The organism is Streptosporangium sp. CA-115845 (assembly GCF_050943795.1).
In the GTDB taxonomy this organism is placed as follows: domain Bacteria; phylum Actinomycetota; class Actinomycetes; order Streptosporangiales; family Streptosporangiaceae; genus Streptosporangium.
On sequence record NZ_CP191988.1, the window covers coordinates 623,412 to 639,628 of the forward strand.

13 protein-coding genes are annotated in these 16,217 nt (G+C 70.5%); 7 read left to right on the forward strand and 6 right to left on the reverse strand.

What is annotated here, in order from left to right; all coding sequences use genetic code 11:
- The first annotated feature begins 165 nt into the window (after positions 1-165).
- From ACQP0P_RS05010 to ACQP0P_RS05040, 7 genes are all read left to right on the forward strand, one after another.
- Positions 166-1,425 carry an RNA polymerase sigma factor gene (locus ACQP0P_RS05010; RefSeq protein WP_433371489.1) on the forward strand — a complete coding sequence of 420 codons (1,260 nt, stop codon included), beginning with the start codon at positions 166-168 and terminating at the stop codon, positions 1,423-1,425.
- Positions 1,426-1,708: 283 nt separating this feature from the next.
- Positions 1,709-2,560 carry a hypothetical protein gene (locus tag ACQP0P_RS05015; protein WP_433371492.1) on the forward strand — a complete coding sequence of 284 codons (852 nt, stop codon included), beginning with the start codon at positions 1,709-1,711 and terminating at the stop codon, positions 2,558-2,560.
- 41 nt (positions 2,561-2,601) lie between these two features.
- On the forward strand, positions 2,602-4,293 hold the full coding sequence (locus ACQP0P_RS05020; RefSeq protein WP_433371495.1) for a protein kinase domain-containing protein: 1,692 nt from the start codon (positions 2,602-2,604) through the stop codon (positions 4,291-4,293).
- A 40-nt stretch (positions 4,294-4,333) separates the two neighbouring features.
- Positions 4,334-4,927, forward strand: coding sequence for a hypothetical protein (locus ACQP0P_RS05025; protein WP_433371498.1), 594 nt, complete (start codon positions 4,334-4,336; stop codon positions 4,925-4,927).
- A gap of 6 nt (positions 4,928-4,933) precedes the next feature.
- On the forward strand, positions 4,934-5,866 hold the full coding sequence (locus tag ACQP0P_RS05030) for a hypothetical protein (RefSeq protein ID WP_433371500.1): 933 nt from the start codon (positions 4,934-4,936) through the stop codon (positions 5,864-5,866).
- Positions 5,863-7,272: a serine/threonine-protein kinase gene (locus ACQP0P_RS05035; RefSeq protein WP_433371503.1), complete on the forward strand. Its 1,410-nt coding sequence runs from the start codon at positions 5,863-5,865 to the stop codon at positions 7,270-7,272. The genes ACQP0P_RS05030 and ACQP0P_RS05035 overlap by 4 nt, the downstream gene beginning before the upstream one ends.
- Entirely contained in the window at positions 7,239-8,750 is a 1,512-nt protein-coding gene (locus ACQP0P_RS05040) for a serine/threonine-protein kinase (protein ID WP_433371504.1), read from the forward strand. Before ACQP0P_RS05035 ends, ACQP0P_RS05040 begins: the two co-directional genes overlap by 34 nt.
- Positions 8,751-8,809: 59 nt before the next feature.
- Here the strand turns inward: ACQP0P_RS05040 and ACQP0P_RS05045 are convergent, their stop codons facing one another.
- The 6 genes from ACQP0P_RS05045 to ACQP0P_RS05070 all read right to left on the reverse strand — a co-directional run bounded on the left by ACQP0P_RS05045 (position 8,810) and on the right by ACQP0P_RS05070 (position 16,196).
- Positions 8,810-10,135, reverse strand: coding sequence for a cytochrome P450 (locus ACQP0P_RS05045; protein ID WP_433371507.1), 1,326 nt, complete (start codon positions 10,133-10,135; stop codon positions 8,810-8,812).
- A gap of 11 nt (positions 10,136-10,146) precedes the next feature.
- Positions 10,147-10,731 (reverse strand): GTP-binding protein, encoded by a 585-nt coding sequence (locus ACQP0P_RS05050; RefSeq protein ID WP_433381699.1) that lies wholly within the window; start codon positions 10,729-10,731, stop codon positions 10,147-10,149.
- 4 nt (positions 10,732-10,735) lie between these two features.
- A complete protein-coding gene (locus ACQP0P_RS05055; protein WP_433371510.1) occupies positions 10,736-11,092 on the reverse strand; it encodes a DUF742 domain-containing protein in 357 nt (118 codons plus the stop codon).
- Positions 11,089-11,523: a roadblock/LC7 domain-containing protein gene (locus ACQP0P_RS05060; protein ID WP_433371512.1), complete on the reverse strand. Its 435-nt coding sequence runs from the start codon at positions 11,521-11,523 to the stop codon at positions 11,089-11,091. Before ACQP0P_RS05060 ends, ACQP0P_RS05055 begins: the two co-directional genes overlap by 4 nt.
- Before the next feature lie 98 nt (positions 11,524-11,621).
- A complete protein-coding gene (locus tag ACQP0P_RS05065) occupies positions 11,622-13,223 on the reverse strand; it encodes a sensor histidine kinase (protein ID WP_433371515.1) in 1,602 nt (533 codons plus the stop codon).
- A gap of 474 nt (positions 13,224-13,697) precedes the next feature.
- The gene (locus ACQP0P_RS05070) at positions 13,698-16,196 is read right to left on the reverse strand and encodes a discoidin domain-containing protein (protein ID WP_433371518.1); all 2,499 of its coding nucleotides are present in this window, start codon (positions 16,194-16,196) and stop codon (positions 13,698-13,700) included.
- Positions 16,197-16,217: the final 21 nt, after the last annotated feature.

A 16,217-nucleotide genomic window follows, 5' to 3' on the forward strand; every position in this document is an offset into this window, starting at 1 on the left:
AAGCGTGCCGGGCCCGGCAAGGCCGGCTGTCCCGTCCGATTCGCGTGCCGCTCGCCGGCCGGTGAGCGGCACGCGGTCCGTACGCGCCCGCGCCGTGTCCGGGGCCCTCGGGCGACGGGATCGAAAGGTGTCGCGAGTGCGGGCGGGATGGTTGGATCGGCAGGCATGACGGTTGGTGATCCTCATCGGGTGGTCGAGGCGGTCTGGCGGATCGAGTCCGCGCGGGTGATCGCGGGGCTTGCCCGGATGGTGCGCGATGTCGGCCTGGCCGAGGAGCTCGCGCAGGACGCCCTGGTCCTCGCGCTGGAGCAGTGGCCGAAATCCGGCGTGCCGGATAATCCCGGAGCCTGGCTCATGCTGACCGCCAAGCACCGGGCGATCGACCTGATCCGCCGCAGGACCCGCTACGAGCAGAAGCTCGAAGAGGTCGGCCGGGACATGGAGATCCGTCAGGAGTCGGCCGAGGCCGAGTTGGACGACGCCCTCGACGACCACATCGGTGACGACGTGCTGCGCCTGCTCTTCACCGCCTGCCATCCGGTGCTGTCCACCGAGGGGCGCCTGGCGCTCACCCTGCGCCTGCTCGGCGGCCTGACCACCGAGGAGATCGCGCGTGCCTTCCTGGTGCCGGAACCGACGGTCGGGCAGCGGATCTTCCGGGCCAAGCGCACCCTCGCCGAGAAGCGGGTGCGCATCGAGCTGCCCGCCCCGGCCGAGCTGGGCGAGCGCCTCGCATCGGTGCTGGAGGTCGTCTATCTCATCTTCAACGAGGGCTACTCGGCGACCGCCGGTGACGACTGGATGCGTCCCTCGCTCTGCGAGGAGGCGCTGCGCCTGGGCCGGATCCTGACGGCTCTGATGCCGCGGGAGGCCGAGGCGCACGGCCTCCTCGCCCTGATGGAGATCCAGGCGTCGCGCATCCGGGCCAGGACGGGTCCGGACGGCGAGCCGGTCCTGCTTCCGGACCAGGACCGGGGGCTGTGGGACCGGCTACTGATCCGCCGGGGGCTGGAGGCGCTCGAACGTGCCGAGGCGCTCGGCACGCTCGGTCCCTACGGCCTGCAGGCCGCGATCGCCGCCTGTCACGCCCGCGCGCGGTCCACCGACGACACCGACTGGGAACGGATGGCCGCCCTCTACCGGGTGCTCGCCCACCTCGCCCCCTCACCCGTGGTGGAGTTGAACCGCGCGGTCGCGGTGAGCAGGGCGGACGGCCCGGCTTGGGGCCTGGAGATCGTGGACGGGCTGATGGCGGAGCGCGCGCTGAGGGGCTATCCGCAGTTGCCCGCCGTACGGGGTGATCTGCTGGTGAGACTGGGCCGTCTCGACGAGGCGCGCGAGGAGTTCGAAAGGGCCGCGGCACTCACCCGCAACGAGCGCGAGCGGACCCTCTTTCTTAACCGTGCGGCAGCCGTCCACGGGTAGGCGAACGCCGGCCATTATGCGGTACCGCCGTCAAACCGGCTGACCATTCCTGACATGACGGCTCTGGTACCGATCGTGGAGAAACGGCAGGGCAGAAAGGCCGAGGCGGTGTTTCCGTGCCTTCTCCCCCAGATATTGGGGAAAGGGCGCAGGATCTCTGGCTTCTGGAAGACTTCTCCGTGAGGACATCCGGAAACTTCGGATCCGGAGAGGATTCCGCCGGCGATCCCCGGTCGCCAACGCGTCGGCGGGGTCATCGACGGTACGTCCTGACGGAGGATGCATGATTGTTTCTGCGCGTTACCGTCTGACCGGGCTGCTGGGCGGGGAAGGTGACGACGCCGTCTGGCGTGCCAGGGACGAGCTTCTGCGTCGGGACGTGGCGATGAAGGAGATACGGCTCGCGCCGGAGCGGGAGCTCTTCTCCGCCAGGAAGGCCGTGGAGCATCGACGGATCTCGATCGCCGGCATCCACGATCTGGTCGAGGAGGGCGGCCGTACGTGGCTCGTGATGGGGCTTGACGACGGTGGGCCGCCGGGGATGGTGATCGCCATCCGGCGACGCCGGGTGCCGGTGTGGGGCGTGGTGGGCATCGCGGCGGTCCTGGTCGGGGGGTTGCTGATCGGGATCACCCTGCTGCGCGACGAGGGTGAGGCCACCGTCAGGGTCAACGCGCCCGCCGTCGGCCCCGGACGCTTCGCGGCACGGCCGAAACCGTGCGACCTGATCTCCGCGGACCAACTCGGGGAATTGTTTCGCGAGGGAAAGCCGTCCATCGTCAACAGCACGTCCGAGATGTGCCTCTGGTCGGTCAGCGGCGCTTCGCTTCCCGTGCAGCAGCCCAGTCTCAGGTACCAGGTGAAATGGTTCCCGCCGGGGGATGCCGGGCCGGCCCGGGCCGACCTGTACTACGAGAGTCTGCGAGCATCATCTGTTCGTGACCTGCCCGGCATAGGGGACGAGGCGCTCCTGCGGGAGCACTGGACGGACGAAAGGCTCACCATGAAGGTGCACTTTCGGGTGAGCAATCTGGTGGTCGAGACGTCCTATTACCGCTGGGGAGACGATGCGTTCGGCACCCTGGAGCAGGGCGCGCAAAAAGCGGCGAAAGCGGCGGCTGACAAACTTGGATAACTCTGGTGTTCGGCGTGATCTACGTTGCTAGTCTCTGATTCATGATCTTCCCCAGGGAAGGCCCACTGGCCGATCGGTACCGGCTGCGCGGGCCCCTCGGGGCGGGTGGCATGGGCACGGTCTGGCTGGCCCATGACGAGCTCCTCGATCGTGATGTGGCGGTCAAGGAGGTCATCCTCCCCGCCGAGGCCGACGACACCGAACGCGCGAGGCTGTGCGAGCTGGTCATCCGCGAGGCCCGGATCGCCGCCCGGGTACGACACCCGGGAATCGTCACCGTGCACGATGTGATCTCCCAGGACGGCAAGCCCTGGCTGGTCATGGAGGTCCTGTACGGCCGCTCGCTGCAGGAGGCCGTCGCGGAGGAGGGGGCGTTGCCCCCGGCCCGGGTCGCGTCCTTCGGCGCCGAGGTGCTCGCCGCCCTGACCTTCGCCCACGAGGCGGGGGTGCTGCACCACGATGTCAAACCCGCCAACGTCTTCCTGCACCAGGACGGCCACGCGGTCCTCACCGACTTCGGCGTCGCCACCCTCGGCGGCCAGGCGACGATCACCAGCGAGGGCGTGGTCGTGGGGTCGCCCGGCTATATCGCGCCGGAACGCCTGCGCGGTGAACCCGGGGGGCCGGAATCGGATCTGTGGTCGTTCGGCGCGGTGCTCTACACCGCGGTCGAGGGGGTGCCGCCGCACTCGGGCGGCACCCCGATGGCGGTGCTCGCCGCCGTGCTGACCCAGGATCCGCGCCCGCCGGTCCTGGCCGGATCGCTGGCGCCCGTGCTGATGAGCCTGCTCGACCAGCGCCCCGAGGCCAGACCGGACGCCGCCTCGGTCGCCGCGATGCTGGCGGAGGTCGCCGCCGACCCCTCGGCCGCGGACACGCGGGCCCCGATCCCGGCAGGCACGCCGGACCCGGGCGGGGCCGGGTCACCTCGGGAAAGTTCGGGCCCGGCGCCCCGTCCCGGCCGTCGGCGGACCTCCGGTGGTCCGGCGGCCGTGCTCGCGGGAACCGTGGTGGCCTGCGTGCTCGCGGCCGCCACCGGTTTCGCGCTCGGTGGCCCCGGCGCGGCAGCCGTGTCCGTCCCCACCGTCCGGCCACCGGCCGCCGATCCGCGCGACGAACCGGGCAGGTTCGGGCTTCCCGTCAAACTCTGTGAACTGCTCACCCCCGAGCAGGTGCGGGAACTGCTTCCCAAGCTGACCGATACGGCCGGGGCCTGGGAGGGCACCTCATGCGGGTGGACCGTCAAAGGGCCGGGGCATCGCTACCGGAAGGGCGAGGCGATCCCAGCGGGCTCCGACACCGTCCAGCGCTTCGGCCAGGACACCGTTCTGGCCGAGGGATCCGGGATGGAGGTGAAAGTCGCCGGAGACGAGCCGTGGGGCATGAGTCCGAACAAGGCCCACCATGTTTTCGTGAACGAGCGCTCCAAGTACCTCAGGCCCAGTTCGTGGGTGGGCATCCAATGGCCGCAGATCGGGTTGGCGCGGGCCACCACCGCCCGCACGTCGGCCGCGACGCCGCTGACCGGGGTGGGGGAGGAGGCGTTTCTCGTCCATACGAACGACCGATGGATCGGTGGCCGGATCTGCAGCGATGTGACCTTCAGGGTCGACAACCTGGTCCTTACGGTGCTCTACTGCAACATCAACGTCGCGGACGACGCCGAGATCATCGAACGGCGGGCGCGGACCGCGGCCCGGTGGGTCGTGGCCGGGTTGAACCGTGCGGGCTGATCCGTTGACCGGCGGACGGGGCGTCACCGTATCCCGGCCCGTGGCCGCTCTGGCCGTGGCGCTCCTCATCGGGCTGGCCGCCACCGTCGGGGTGCTCTACGGCCGGATCCCCGTCGCCGCCGCGCCCGTCCCCGCGCCGCCGGCTCTCGCGGTTCCGCCCCCCGTGCCCGTCGAGCCGGTCACCGGGCGGTTCACCGAGCCGCCGTACGCCTGTGGCCTGCTCACCCGGTCCCAGTTCGCCGAACTGGTTCCCACCCCGTTCAGCCGGCGCAACGGTCGTGGCGGCTGCGAATGGGACTCCAGCGACGCGAAACCCCGCCGCTACAGCCTGTCGATCATGGTGGAGTTCCTGCCCACCGAGGCGCGGGCGCGGGAGTTCTTCGCGGCGCAGCGGGTTGACGCGACCGCCCCGCGGGCGGTGGCCGGGCTCGGTGAAGAGGCATACAAGACCGGCGGGCTCACGAGCACCCCCTTCTCCGGATTCACCCGGAGCACGGTGGTCCGGCTCGGCAACCTGATCGCCAAGATCGACTATATGGCCGAGGGTGTCAGAACCGACCGGGATGGGCGCCTGGAAAGAGGCTCCCGGCGGGCCGCCGAGTGGGCGGTTCGCGCACTGAATCGGCTGGGGTGAGCGGGGATGGCAGAACGTGTTCTGGCTGGACGCTACCGCCTGACGGGGCAACTGGGCCGTACCGGCGTCTGGCGGGCGCGTGACGAGCTGCTGGGCAGGGACGTCGCGGTCAAGGAGGTGCGGTGCGCACCCGGCGATCATCGGGAGGCCGAGGGGCCGGCCGTACGGTTCGCGACCGGGCAGGACCTGGCCGCGGAGTTCGTCGTGGCGAACGAGGCGGTGCGGCGCCGTTCGGTCGTCCTCACCGCCGTCCACGACCTCGTGGTCGAGGACGACGCGTCGTGGCTGGTGATGCGGCTGGACACGGGGGGAAGGCGCCGCCGGGCGCTCGCCGTCGCCGCGGTCTGTGTGACCGCCGCCGCCGTGACCGCCGCGGTGCTGGTCGTCGTCGGCTCGCGGACCTCGCCCGTCACCGCGCTGCCTCGCGCCTGTGACCTGCTGACACCGCAGGAGGCGGAGGCGCTGATCCCGCAGGCCAAGGTGTCGGTCACCGCGCCTCCGACCCCCGGCCCCAACGTCTCCGACTGCGGATTCTCCACCGGGGACAAGGCGCTTCACTCCGGTCAGCGGCCTGCATTGATCATCTCCGTCCGGTGGCACGGGGACGGTGCGGACAAGGCCGTCACGGATTTCACCGATCGGTGGAAGAGCGCGCAGAGCCTCCGTCAGACCCTTTTCCCCGGCGCTCCCGAAGGCCGTCATCTCGCATCCGTGCCGGATCTCGGCGACGAGGCGTTCTTTCTGGGGGGTGTGTCGCTCGGCTCCGACAAGCGCCGCGTCCTCGATTCGGCCGTTCTCTACCGTCTCGGCAACGTTGTGGTCCTGATGAGCTACAGCCGGCAGAACGTCACGCAGGAAGCGGACGCCCAGGCCGTCGGCCCGCTGAAGGAACTCGTCATCAAGGCGGCACGCCGTACGGTGGAGGCCCTGGAGCGATGAACGACAGATACCGGTTACGTGGCCCGCTGGGGGCGGACGGGATGGGGGCCGCCTGGCTGGCCCACGACGACCTGCTCTCCCGTGACGTGCTGGCGCAGGAGCTCGCGGCTCCCCCGGGGATCGACGGCGCGGAGTGGTACGAGCACGTGGTCAAGCAGATCGGTGTCATCGACGGGATCAGGAACGCGCCGATCGGCATCGTGCACGACGTGGTCCTCGACGGTGACCGGCCGTGGATCGTGACCGACCTCGAAGACGGCACCAGCCTGGCCCGGGTCCTCACCGAGCGGGGGCGGCTGCCCGTCGAGCAGGTGGCGGCGCTCGGTGCGGAGGTGCTGGCCGCGCTGACCGCGGCCCACCGGCGGAACGTACTGCACGGCGCCGTCACCCCGGCCACCGTGGTGATCGCCGCCGGCGGGCGGGTCAGGCTCGCCGGGTTCGGGACCGGGGGCAGGATCGGTTCGTCCGCGGGCATCCCCGGTTTCACCGCGCCCGAGTGCCTGACGGGGCCGCCCGGCCCGGCCTCGGACCTGTGGTCGCTCGGCGCGACCCTGTACGCGGCGGTCGAGGGCGTACCGCCGTACCGGCGTGCGACCCCGCTGGCCAGTACGGGCACCGTGCTCACCGAGCCGCCGACCGCGACGGCGCACGCGGGTCCTCTCGGCCCGGTGCTGAACGCGCTGCTGGCCAAGGACCCGTCGGCCAGGCCGAGCCCGCGCGAGCTGGGGAGGTCGCTGCGCCGGATCGCCGCGACCAGGCCGGTGCGGGCACCCCTCGTCGTTCCCCGGAGCGTCGTCGCCGCGGTGATCGCCTGCTCGGTCATGCTGGCGGCCGTCGCCGGAGTGCTCGGCGCCAGGGTCCGGGCCGGCCACGAGGCCGAGGCGGCCCGGGTGGCCGCGGCTTCGGTCGGTCGCTTCGCGGAGGTCCCTCGTGCCTGCGGCCTGCTGACCGACGACCAGTTCACCGAGCTGGTCCCGGCCCCGGTCATCTCGGATGTCGTCGGGGCCGAGCAGACGAGCTCTCCCGGCAACTGCTCCTGGAGCACGTTCATTGGGGCGAAACTTCCCAAGGGTCTGCATCGCGAGGTTGTTCTCGTGCTCAAGCACCACCCACCCGCCGAACTCATCCGCAGCCGGGAGTTCTTCAGCAGGAAGAGCGAGGAGCCCCTGCCGTTCGACGGGGAGGGGCGGCGCGCGGTGCCCGGCCTCGGCGACGAGGCGTTCGCCTACCGTCTGCGGAGCGAAAATTGGGGGAAGATCACCGAGGTGGTCGTGGTGCGGGTGAGCAATGTGGTGGCCGAGGTCAAGTACACCGGCAAGGTGAAGGAGGATCCACAGGGGCGGCTCGCGGCCGGTTCACTGCGGTCCGCCCGGTGGATCGTGGACGCGCTCAGCAGGCGGGGGTGAGCGGCCGGGTCCTGACCGGGCGCTACCGGTTGGTCGAGATCCTCGGCCAGGGCGGTATGGGCGCTGTCTGGCGGGCCAGGGACGAACTGCTCCACCGTGACGTGGCGGTCAAGGAGGTACGGTCGCCGCGTGGCATGTCGGCGGCCAGGGAGGCGGAACTGCGGGAGCGCACCCTGCGTGAGGCCCGCGCCGCCGCCCGGCTCAGGCACCCGGCGATCGTCGCCGTCCACGACGTGCTCGACGAGGGCGGCCTGCCATGGATCGTCATGGACCTGGTGGCGGGGCGCACGCTGGAGGGCACGGTACGCGCGGAGGGGCCGCTGCCGCCCGAGCGGGTCGCCGCGATCGGGGTGCGCGTGCTCGACGCGCTCACCGAGGCGCATCGGCGCGGGATCATGCACCGCGACGTCAAACCGGCCAACATCATGCTCGGGCCGGACGGGCAGGCGCTGCTCACCGATTTCGGCATCGCCGTCTTCGCGAGGGACGCAGGGCTGACCGCGCCGGGAAACCTGGTCGGTTCGCCGGGATTCATCGCGCCGGAACGGCTCGGCGGGGAGGCCGACGATCCCCGGGCGGACCTGTGGTCGCTGGGCGCCACCCTGTACACGGCGGCACAGGGGAAGCCGCCCTTCCACCGGGAGACGCCGATCGCCGTGCTCGGCGCCGTGCTCACCCAGCCGCCGCCCGCGCCGTCCTTCCCCGGCCCGCTCGGCCCTCTCCTGCTCGCGTTGCTGGCCAAGGACCCCGCCGATCGGCCGGACGTCGCCGAACTCCGGCGGACCCTCGGGCGGATCGCCGACGGCCTGCCGGTCGATCCCAGCGTGCCCGGCCCGCGGACTCCGGCGACGGGATCGTCCGCCGGTCGCCGGCGGGGGGTCCTCTTCGCTCTCGGCGCACTGGTGCTGGCCGGGGCGGTCACGGTGCCGGTGGCCGTCGGAATGCCACAGGGGGGGCGCACCGAGACACCGGCGCCGTCCGCGACGGCTCCGGCGGTGGCCCCGAACCCCTGTCTCCTGCTGACCCTCGAACAGGTGCGGCCCCTCGTCATGGTCGAGCGGCAACCGACTCCCCTCGGCGGGACCTGCGGCTGGGCGGATGATTCCGACTACTTTGAGGTGAATGTCGAGCTTGTCGCCTCCAGGCAGGGAAAGACCGGCCCCGAGGTGGCCGGGGAGCTCTACGCCGTCAGGAAACTGCAGGACATCGCCCAGGCGAGGTCGAGAGGGTTCGGTGAGACCGAGGAGCGAAAAGCGTCGGTGAAGGACATCGCCGACCTGGGAGACGATGCCTTCTCCATCGAGCACTTCAGTCCCGAATCCGCTACCAGCACCATCGCGTTCCGGACCGGCAACCTGCTGGTCAAGGTCGAATACATAGGGCAGGTCACCAAGAACAGGACGCTCGCCGCGGCCCGGGCGAAGGGGAAGGGCGTGGCGGCAATGGCCGACCTGGTCGCCGAGGGGCTCGGACAATGACCGGCTCCCGAGGCTCATGGGTCCTGGACGGTCGTGGTTCCGGTCGCCCAGGAGGAGCCTTACCGGGCCCAGGTGTTCGACGGGCTACGGCCGGCCGGCACGGTCGGGCTGAACCGTACGGGCAGGGCCTCCAGGCCGCGGACCCACATCGACCGGCGCCATCGCAGCGCCTCCGGGGCCACCGCGAGGTGGACGTCGGGTAGCCGGTCGAGAAGCACCTCCACGGCCGTCTTGGCGATGATCTCGCCGAGCTCGGGCGCGGGGAAGGGGCAGCCGTACTCGCCATGGCCGAAGGACATGTGCGCCCGGTTGGCGCCGGAGCCGGAATGGGCGGCCGGCCGCACCTGCGGATCGGCGTTGGCCGCGGCTATGCCGAGCACCATCAGGTCGCCCCTGCGAATGCGCCGCCCGGCCAGCTCGCAGTCCTGCACGGCCCAGCGTGAGGGAATGCTCTGCGCGGGCGAGTCCTTCCACAGCACCTCGTTCAGCGCCTCCGCGACGCTGCTGCGGCCACCCTGCAGGTTCATCGAGAAGTGGTCGTCCACCAGCATCAGCCGCAGGGTGTTGCCGATCCAGTTGGCACTGCTGCTGTGGGAGGCCATCGCCAGCACCATCAGGTCCTGGATGACCTCCTCGTCGGTGAGCCGCGCGGCGTGCGTCAGCAGATGCGAGGTGAGGTCGTGGTCGGGCCGGGCGCGCTTGTCGGCCACGAGCCGGTGCATCGTGTCGGCGATTCGGAGATTCGCCGGGGCGGTCTCCTCGTTCATGTCCAGCGCGTGGCCGATGTCCCTGATCAGGCCCGGAAGGTCGGCCTCCGGCAGGCCGAACAGCCGGATGACGGCCTGGGCCGGGATCCGGTAGGCGTACTGGGAGATCAGGTCGGCCTGGCCGCGCCCCGAGAACTCGTCGATCATGAGGTCGGCGACCTGCTCGCAGATCAGGGTCAGCTCGGTGCGGTCGACGGTGTCCAGCGCGTCGCCGATGGCGCCGCCCCGTCGCCGGCGCTCGGCCCCCTCGGTGAATATCGCCGACGGCTGCCAGGTGACATACATGATCGACGGCCAGTCCCGGGGAAGGTGGTCCCACATGTTCCAGCGCCTGGGGTCGCGGCCGAACAGCTGCGACTGGCTGGTGACATGGTGCAGCTCGCGATAACCGATCACGAGCCAGGCGGGGATGTCGTTTTCGAGGAGCACGGGGACGAGGGGTCCGTGCTCGCGGCGCATCTCCTGGAACGACGCGGCCGGGTCGTCGTAGATCTGTGACTCGTACAGCCGTACGGCATTGGCGTGGTCGGCATATCCCTCCAGCGGCCCTCCTCTCCGCTCGGGATCGCCGGGCGGGGACGGGACTGCGGAGTCGGGCAGGGGAGGGGAATTCGTCACGACATGCTCTCTCAGGCGGGCGACTGGTCGTATTGGCGGGTGAGGTGCTCCACGAGGGTGATCAGCACGTGCTTGCACGAGGACCGCTCGCGCGCGTCGCAGTCGATGAGCGGGACCTCGGGTGACAGCGCCAGCGCCTCGCGCACCGCGTCCAGGGTGGGCCCGTCGGTGAAGCGGTTGACGGCGACGACGAACGGTGTCCGATGGTGCTCCAGCCGGTCGATGGAGTACCAGGAATCCTCCAGGCGGCGGGCGTCCACCATGACGACCGCGCCCAGGCTGCCGGCGAACAGCTGGTCCCAGACGAACCAGAACCGCTGCTGGCCGGGTGCCCCGAACAGGTACAGCACCGTGCTCGCGTTCAGCGTGATCCGGCCGAAGTCGAAGGCCACCGTGGTGGTGGTCTTGGTCCGTACCCGGCTGGCGTCGTCGATGCCCACGCTCGCCTGGGTCATGACCTCCTCGGTGCTCAGCGGGCGGATCTCGCTCACCGAGCCGACCATGGTCGTCTTTCCCACGCCGAACCCGCCGACGATCACGATTTTCAGGGCGTCGACGGCGGTCGTGCGCAGCGGCGTCCGTACGGCGGCCGCCATCTGGTCAGAGGTTGTGGAGTGCAACGAGCACCTCCTTCAGGAGTTCGGGATCCGGTCGTCCGGCCTGTGCGACGGCCGACGGATGACGGACGGTGATGCGGCCGGTGTCCAGCAGGTCGCGCAGCAGGATCTTCACCACGCTGACCGGCAGCCGCAGCTCCGCGGAGATCTCCACCACCGCCATCGGCTGCCGGGTCATCCGCAGGATCCTGACGTGCTCGGACTGCATGCCGGGGGTGGGGCCGCACTCGCCGACGATGAGGGAGACCGAGTCGAAGGCGTTCTCATCGGCGCCGGTACGCCCCCCGGTGACCGTGTAGAGCCGGTCCGGATCTTCTCGGTCGATGGCTCGCCGGGTCATATGCGATCGTCGCTGTTCTCCGTCTGCCGTGGTGCCGCGGTGAGGTACACCCCGATCTGCTCCACCAGTTCGTTCATGTTGTGCGCGATAAGCCCCACCTCGCTGTCCTCGTCGGCCAGCACGGCCAGGTGGGCGCCGTCCCCGGCCGGCACGATGAGCAGCAGTCCGCCGGCGAACTCCACCATCGCCTGCCCCGCTCCGATGCGGTCGCCGAACTCGGCGGAGGCACTCAGCGACAGGCTCTGGATTCCGGCGGCCAGGGCCGCGAGCTGGTCGGCTCCGTCCCGGCCAAGGCCGGCGGTGAAGGACATCTTCAGGCCGTCCCTGGTCAGCACCAGCACATGCCTGATCCCCGGAGTCCTCTCCTTGAGGTTCTCCAGTAGCCAGTCAAAGTCGCGATCGGTGGTGTGTGAAACGTCGATTGTGCTCATCGAAACGACGGGGTGTTCCTCGGGCGCGGGCGCGGGAGGGCCGACCCCTGCCTCCTAATCTGTGAATCCAACAAGGTCCGGTGGCCGGCAGGGGCGTGTCAGGCGTCGCCCGGGGCCGGAGAGGGGGTACGCCCACGGCCGCCCGCCTGGCGGAACGCGGCGAACCTGGCCGCCGAGTCACGCCCCTCCCGTGCGGGCTTGGCCACCGGTGCCTGCCGAGCCCTGGTCGCCTCGGCCAGCGTCTGCCCCCGGCGCCGCCTGGGTAGCGGATCCTCGGCCTCGTCGGCCGGCCCCTCCCGCACCGGTACGGCCGGTGCCGGCACGGCGGCCTTCAGCGGGAGGCGGGCCGACGACTCGACGGCGGGCGGCGCGGTGGCGAGCAGGGGCTGTGTGATCAGCAGGCGCGGGATCAGCATCACGACCCCGATGCCGCCGCGGGCGGACGGCCGGAAGCTGACCGTCAGGCCGTACTTGTCGACAAGGCGTCCCACGACCGCCAGGCCCAGCCGGGTGCCGGACAGCGTCCGCAGGTCGAGCGGCTCGGATACGAGTTTGGCGGCGTGCTGCCGCTCGCGCGGGCGCATGCCCAGGCCGCTGTCCTCGACCGTGATCACGACGCCGGCGTCCTCCTCGTCCACGTACACGTGAACCTCGGTACCGTGCGCCGAGAACGTGGCGGCGTTGTCCATCACCTCGGCCAGCGCGTGCATCACGCCCTCGGCCGCGTATCCCGCCACGGCGACGGTGCTGGTGGAGTGCAGCCGGATGCGCCGGTAGGCGCCGATGCGGCCCATCGCACCGCGCAGGACGCTCTCCATCACGATCGGCCGGGTCCATCGCCGCCCGGAACGGCCACCGCTCAGCAGGGCGATGTTGTCCGCCAGCCGGCTCACCTGGGAGACGCGGTGGTCCAGGTCCAGCAGGTCGGCGAAGGTCTCCTCCTGCTCGCCGTACCGCTCCTCCAGTTCGCGCAGCCGGGCGAGCAGGCTGGTGGCCTGCGCCTGCACCCGGGCCGCGGCCCCGGCGCAGGCCGCCATCACGGCGGTGCCCCTGCGCTCGCCCTCGGCGAGCTGCCGTGCCGTCTCGCTCAGCAGGTCGCGCAGCGGGCCGTGCCCCGGCTGGTGTATCCCGGCCAGCGCGGCGCCCGCCGACATCCGGTTCGCCTGGATCCGTTTGACCAGCTCCGGCAGCGTGTCGTCGGTCAGCCGGGAGATCTCGTCCTCGGTCGCCGCGTGAGACGACCGGGCGGTGGCGCGCTCGCGTTCGAGCAGTTCGAGCTCGTGCCCGGCCGCGTTGAGCAGGTGTTGCAGCGAGCCGTCCGGGGGCTGCGGCAGCTGGGTGAGCGCGTCGGCGACCGAGGCGCCCCCACGCACCTGACGCCCCAGCGAGGGCAGCGACTCCTCGGCCATCCGCAGTGCTTCCCGCTCCAGCCAGGTGAGGCGCGCGTGGGCCCACCTGGCCTGCTCGCGCAGCCGGCGACCGGTGGCGGCGTAGTGGACGATGGCCGCGGCGGCGCAGGACAACAGTATGGCCGAGATCCCGCCGGCGAGCGCCATCAGCCCTCTGGCCTCATAGGGGGCAGCCGACACCGCCCACAGCCACACACAGGCCATAATGATCATGGTGCCGAGAGAGGCGATGACCGCCAGTTCCCTCGGTGAAAGCCTGCTCCGGGTCCGGTGCGGTACATCTACTGACATCGGCGTCCTTGGGGGGTGGCGGCAGAGCATGACAAGGCCGCGTTGAACCTGCTGTTCCCCCTGCGATACCGGACAACCGGGTGGTGCCGCTTCACGGCAGAGCGCGAACAGGCACACACCGTAGCACCACGCCTACGGCTAAGAACAGACAATCACTCTCGAACCACGTGTTTTGATTTTAACTAACCATGAGTCAATGTATTCGTTGATTAATGCCCTCTATTCGGACATTTGTCGACATAGGGTCATGATTTTTCGTGAGGGCCGGAGGGGGCGCGGTCTCGTCGGCCCGGTGGGGATCCGGGGGTGCGCATCCGGGCCCGGAGAACGGCGGATCTCGATCGGTGGCGGGGGCCGTACGACACGAGGCCGTGGGCCTCCCTGCGACAGCGGAGACCCACGGCGTGGGGGTGAAACGCCTGATCAGCGAGGAGAGCGCGTTGACCACCGCTGATCAGGCGGGCTCAGGGCGCCTCAGGGGTAGGAGACGAGCTTGGACGGGATCGTGGCCGTGCCGAAGGCGGGGCCGCCGGTGCCGTTGATCACGTGGTTGATCCGCCCGTTGCCGCCGAGGGAGACGGTGAGCAGGCTGTGGAACTTGACGCCGGGCTTCACCGGGGTCTCGAACGCGTTCTCCACCTCGATCGTCGGGTCGACATTGAAGTAGACGTAGCTGCCGAGACCCCAGCCCTCATGGGTGTTGACCGCGGGGCCGACCTTGTAGGCAGCCCAGCCCTTGGTGCTGCCGTTCATGTAGGCCGCCTGGTTCGGCGGGTCGTACGCCTTCTCGTTCTGGAAGAAGATCGTCCGGCCGCGCTCGCCGTACCACTCGACGTCGTACTTGCGGTAGTGCTCGACGAACAGGCCGGTCGCCAGGACGTCGTCGCCGTTGACGATCAGGCCGGTCTCGGCGGTGTTGACGTTCCAGCCGATGCCGTCGCCGTGGTCACCGCGCCACAGCCAGGTGTGGTCGATGATCACGTCGTCGCTGTTGACGACCACGCTGGTGGTGGCGTTGCCGGCGAAGGCGCCGCCGATCCGGACGAACACGTCCTGCAGCGTGGTCGGATTGGCGGCGTGGTCGGCGCTCGACCCCGGCGGGCCGACCTCGATGAGCACGTCGGACTTCTGCGGGCCCGCGTCGACCAGGAAGCCGGCGAGTCGCACGCCGTCCACGTCGGCGACCTTGACCGCGCCGACGCCGCCGTCGGGGATGATCGTGGCCAGGCCGAGACCCAGGACCACGGTGTTCGCCCTGGTCACGTTGATCGGCTGGTTGATGTGGTAGATGCCGGGGGTGAGCAGCAGGTGCAGGCCCTGGTTGAGCGCGGCGTTGATGGTCGCGGCCGTGTCGCCGGGCTTGGCGACGTAGAACTGGCCGAGCGGGATCGAGCTTCCGGGGGTGGCGCCGTTCGCCCAGCTCACGCCGCGCGCGTCGGTCCGCTTGGCCGGGACGAACACCCGGTACTCGTTGCCGGAGACGTAGAGGTACGGCTTCTCGCGGCTGATCGGGGTGTTGTCCAGCGTGGTGTAGGACTTGTCGGCGAAGGAGGTGGCGGGAGCGCCCTGCACCCCGGAGAACACCATGTTCCACACGCCGTTGACCCAGCCGCCGACGGAGCTGTCCCGGGTGTACCACTGCTGCTGCGAGTACGGGCCGACGGCGCCGTCGATCTTGCTGTCGGCGATGTAGCCGCCGCTGGCCCAGCCGTAGCCGGTGGGGGCCAGGTTGAGCGCGCCCTTGATGTGCATGCGACGGAACGGCGCGGCCTGGGAGACGGCCCACTGGTTGGTGCCGCCGGGCGGCTGGACCGACAGGTTCTCCGTCGAGCGCCAGAAGTTCTGGGTCGCGTTGCCGCCGAACCAGCCCGCGTCGACGGTCACGCCGTTGACGGTGACGTCGTCGGGGGACTGCCCCAGACCCATGATCGAGGTGTAGAAGCCGACCTTGGCGTTCACGTTGTAGGTGCCCGGCTTGAACAGGAAGGCGTGGCGCCCGGTGCCGAACTGGGCCGACTCCTGCTGCTGGAAGACGGCGTCGAGCTGGCTCTGGATGCCGGCGCTGGACATGGACGGGTCGAAGACGTGCACGTTCGGCCCCAGATCCCCGCCGCCGGGGATCACCGGACCGTCAGACGTGGTGTAAACGGCGAACTCCCACAGTGAGTATCCGTAACCGGTGGCTCGGGTGGTGCCCTGCATCCGGACGTACCGGGCGGAGCCGCTCACCTCGTGTGACTGAACGCCGCCGGTGGCACCCGTGACGCTCTTCAGGTCGGTCCAGGTGGTGCCGTTGGCCGACCCCTGGAGCTTGAACGCGCTCGCGTACGCGGCCTCCCAGCGCAGGTCGATCCTGCAGATGGTCTGGGTCGAGCCCAGGTCCACCTGGATCCACTGCGGGTCGCCGGCCACGCTGGACCAGCGGGTCCCGTTGTTGCCGTCGAAGGCGGCGCTCGCGGGGGTTCCGCCGTTCTCGGTGGACGACGCGGTCGAGGGCTTGTTCAACGCGGCGTTGGTGGTCCCGCACTGGCCCACCGGGTTCGAGCCGCCACCGAAGACCTGGAACTCCCACAGTGAGTATCCGTAGCCGGTGGCCCTCGTGACGCCCTGCATCCGGACATACCGGCCGCTGCCGGTGACGTCCCAGGTGTCGATTCCGCCGTCACCGCCGGTGACGGTCTTCAGGTCCGTCCACGTGGTCCCGTTCTCGGACACCTGGATCTTGTATCCGCTGCCGTACGCGGCCTCCCAGTTCAGCACGACCCTGCTGATGCTGGACGAGGCGCCCAGGTCCACCTGGAGCCACTGGGAGTCGCCGACCGCACTGGACCAGCGGGTGCTGGTGTCGCCGTCGACCGCGGCGGCCGGCGGGGTTCCGCCGTTCTCGGTCGAGGAGGCCGTCGCGGTCTTGCCCTGCGACAACAACGTGTCGGCGAAGGCCGGGCTCGACGGTACTGCGAGCAGAGCCGCCACGACTGCCGTGGCAGTCCATAA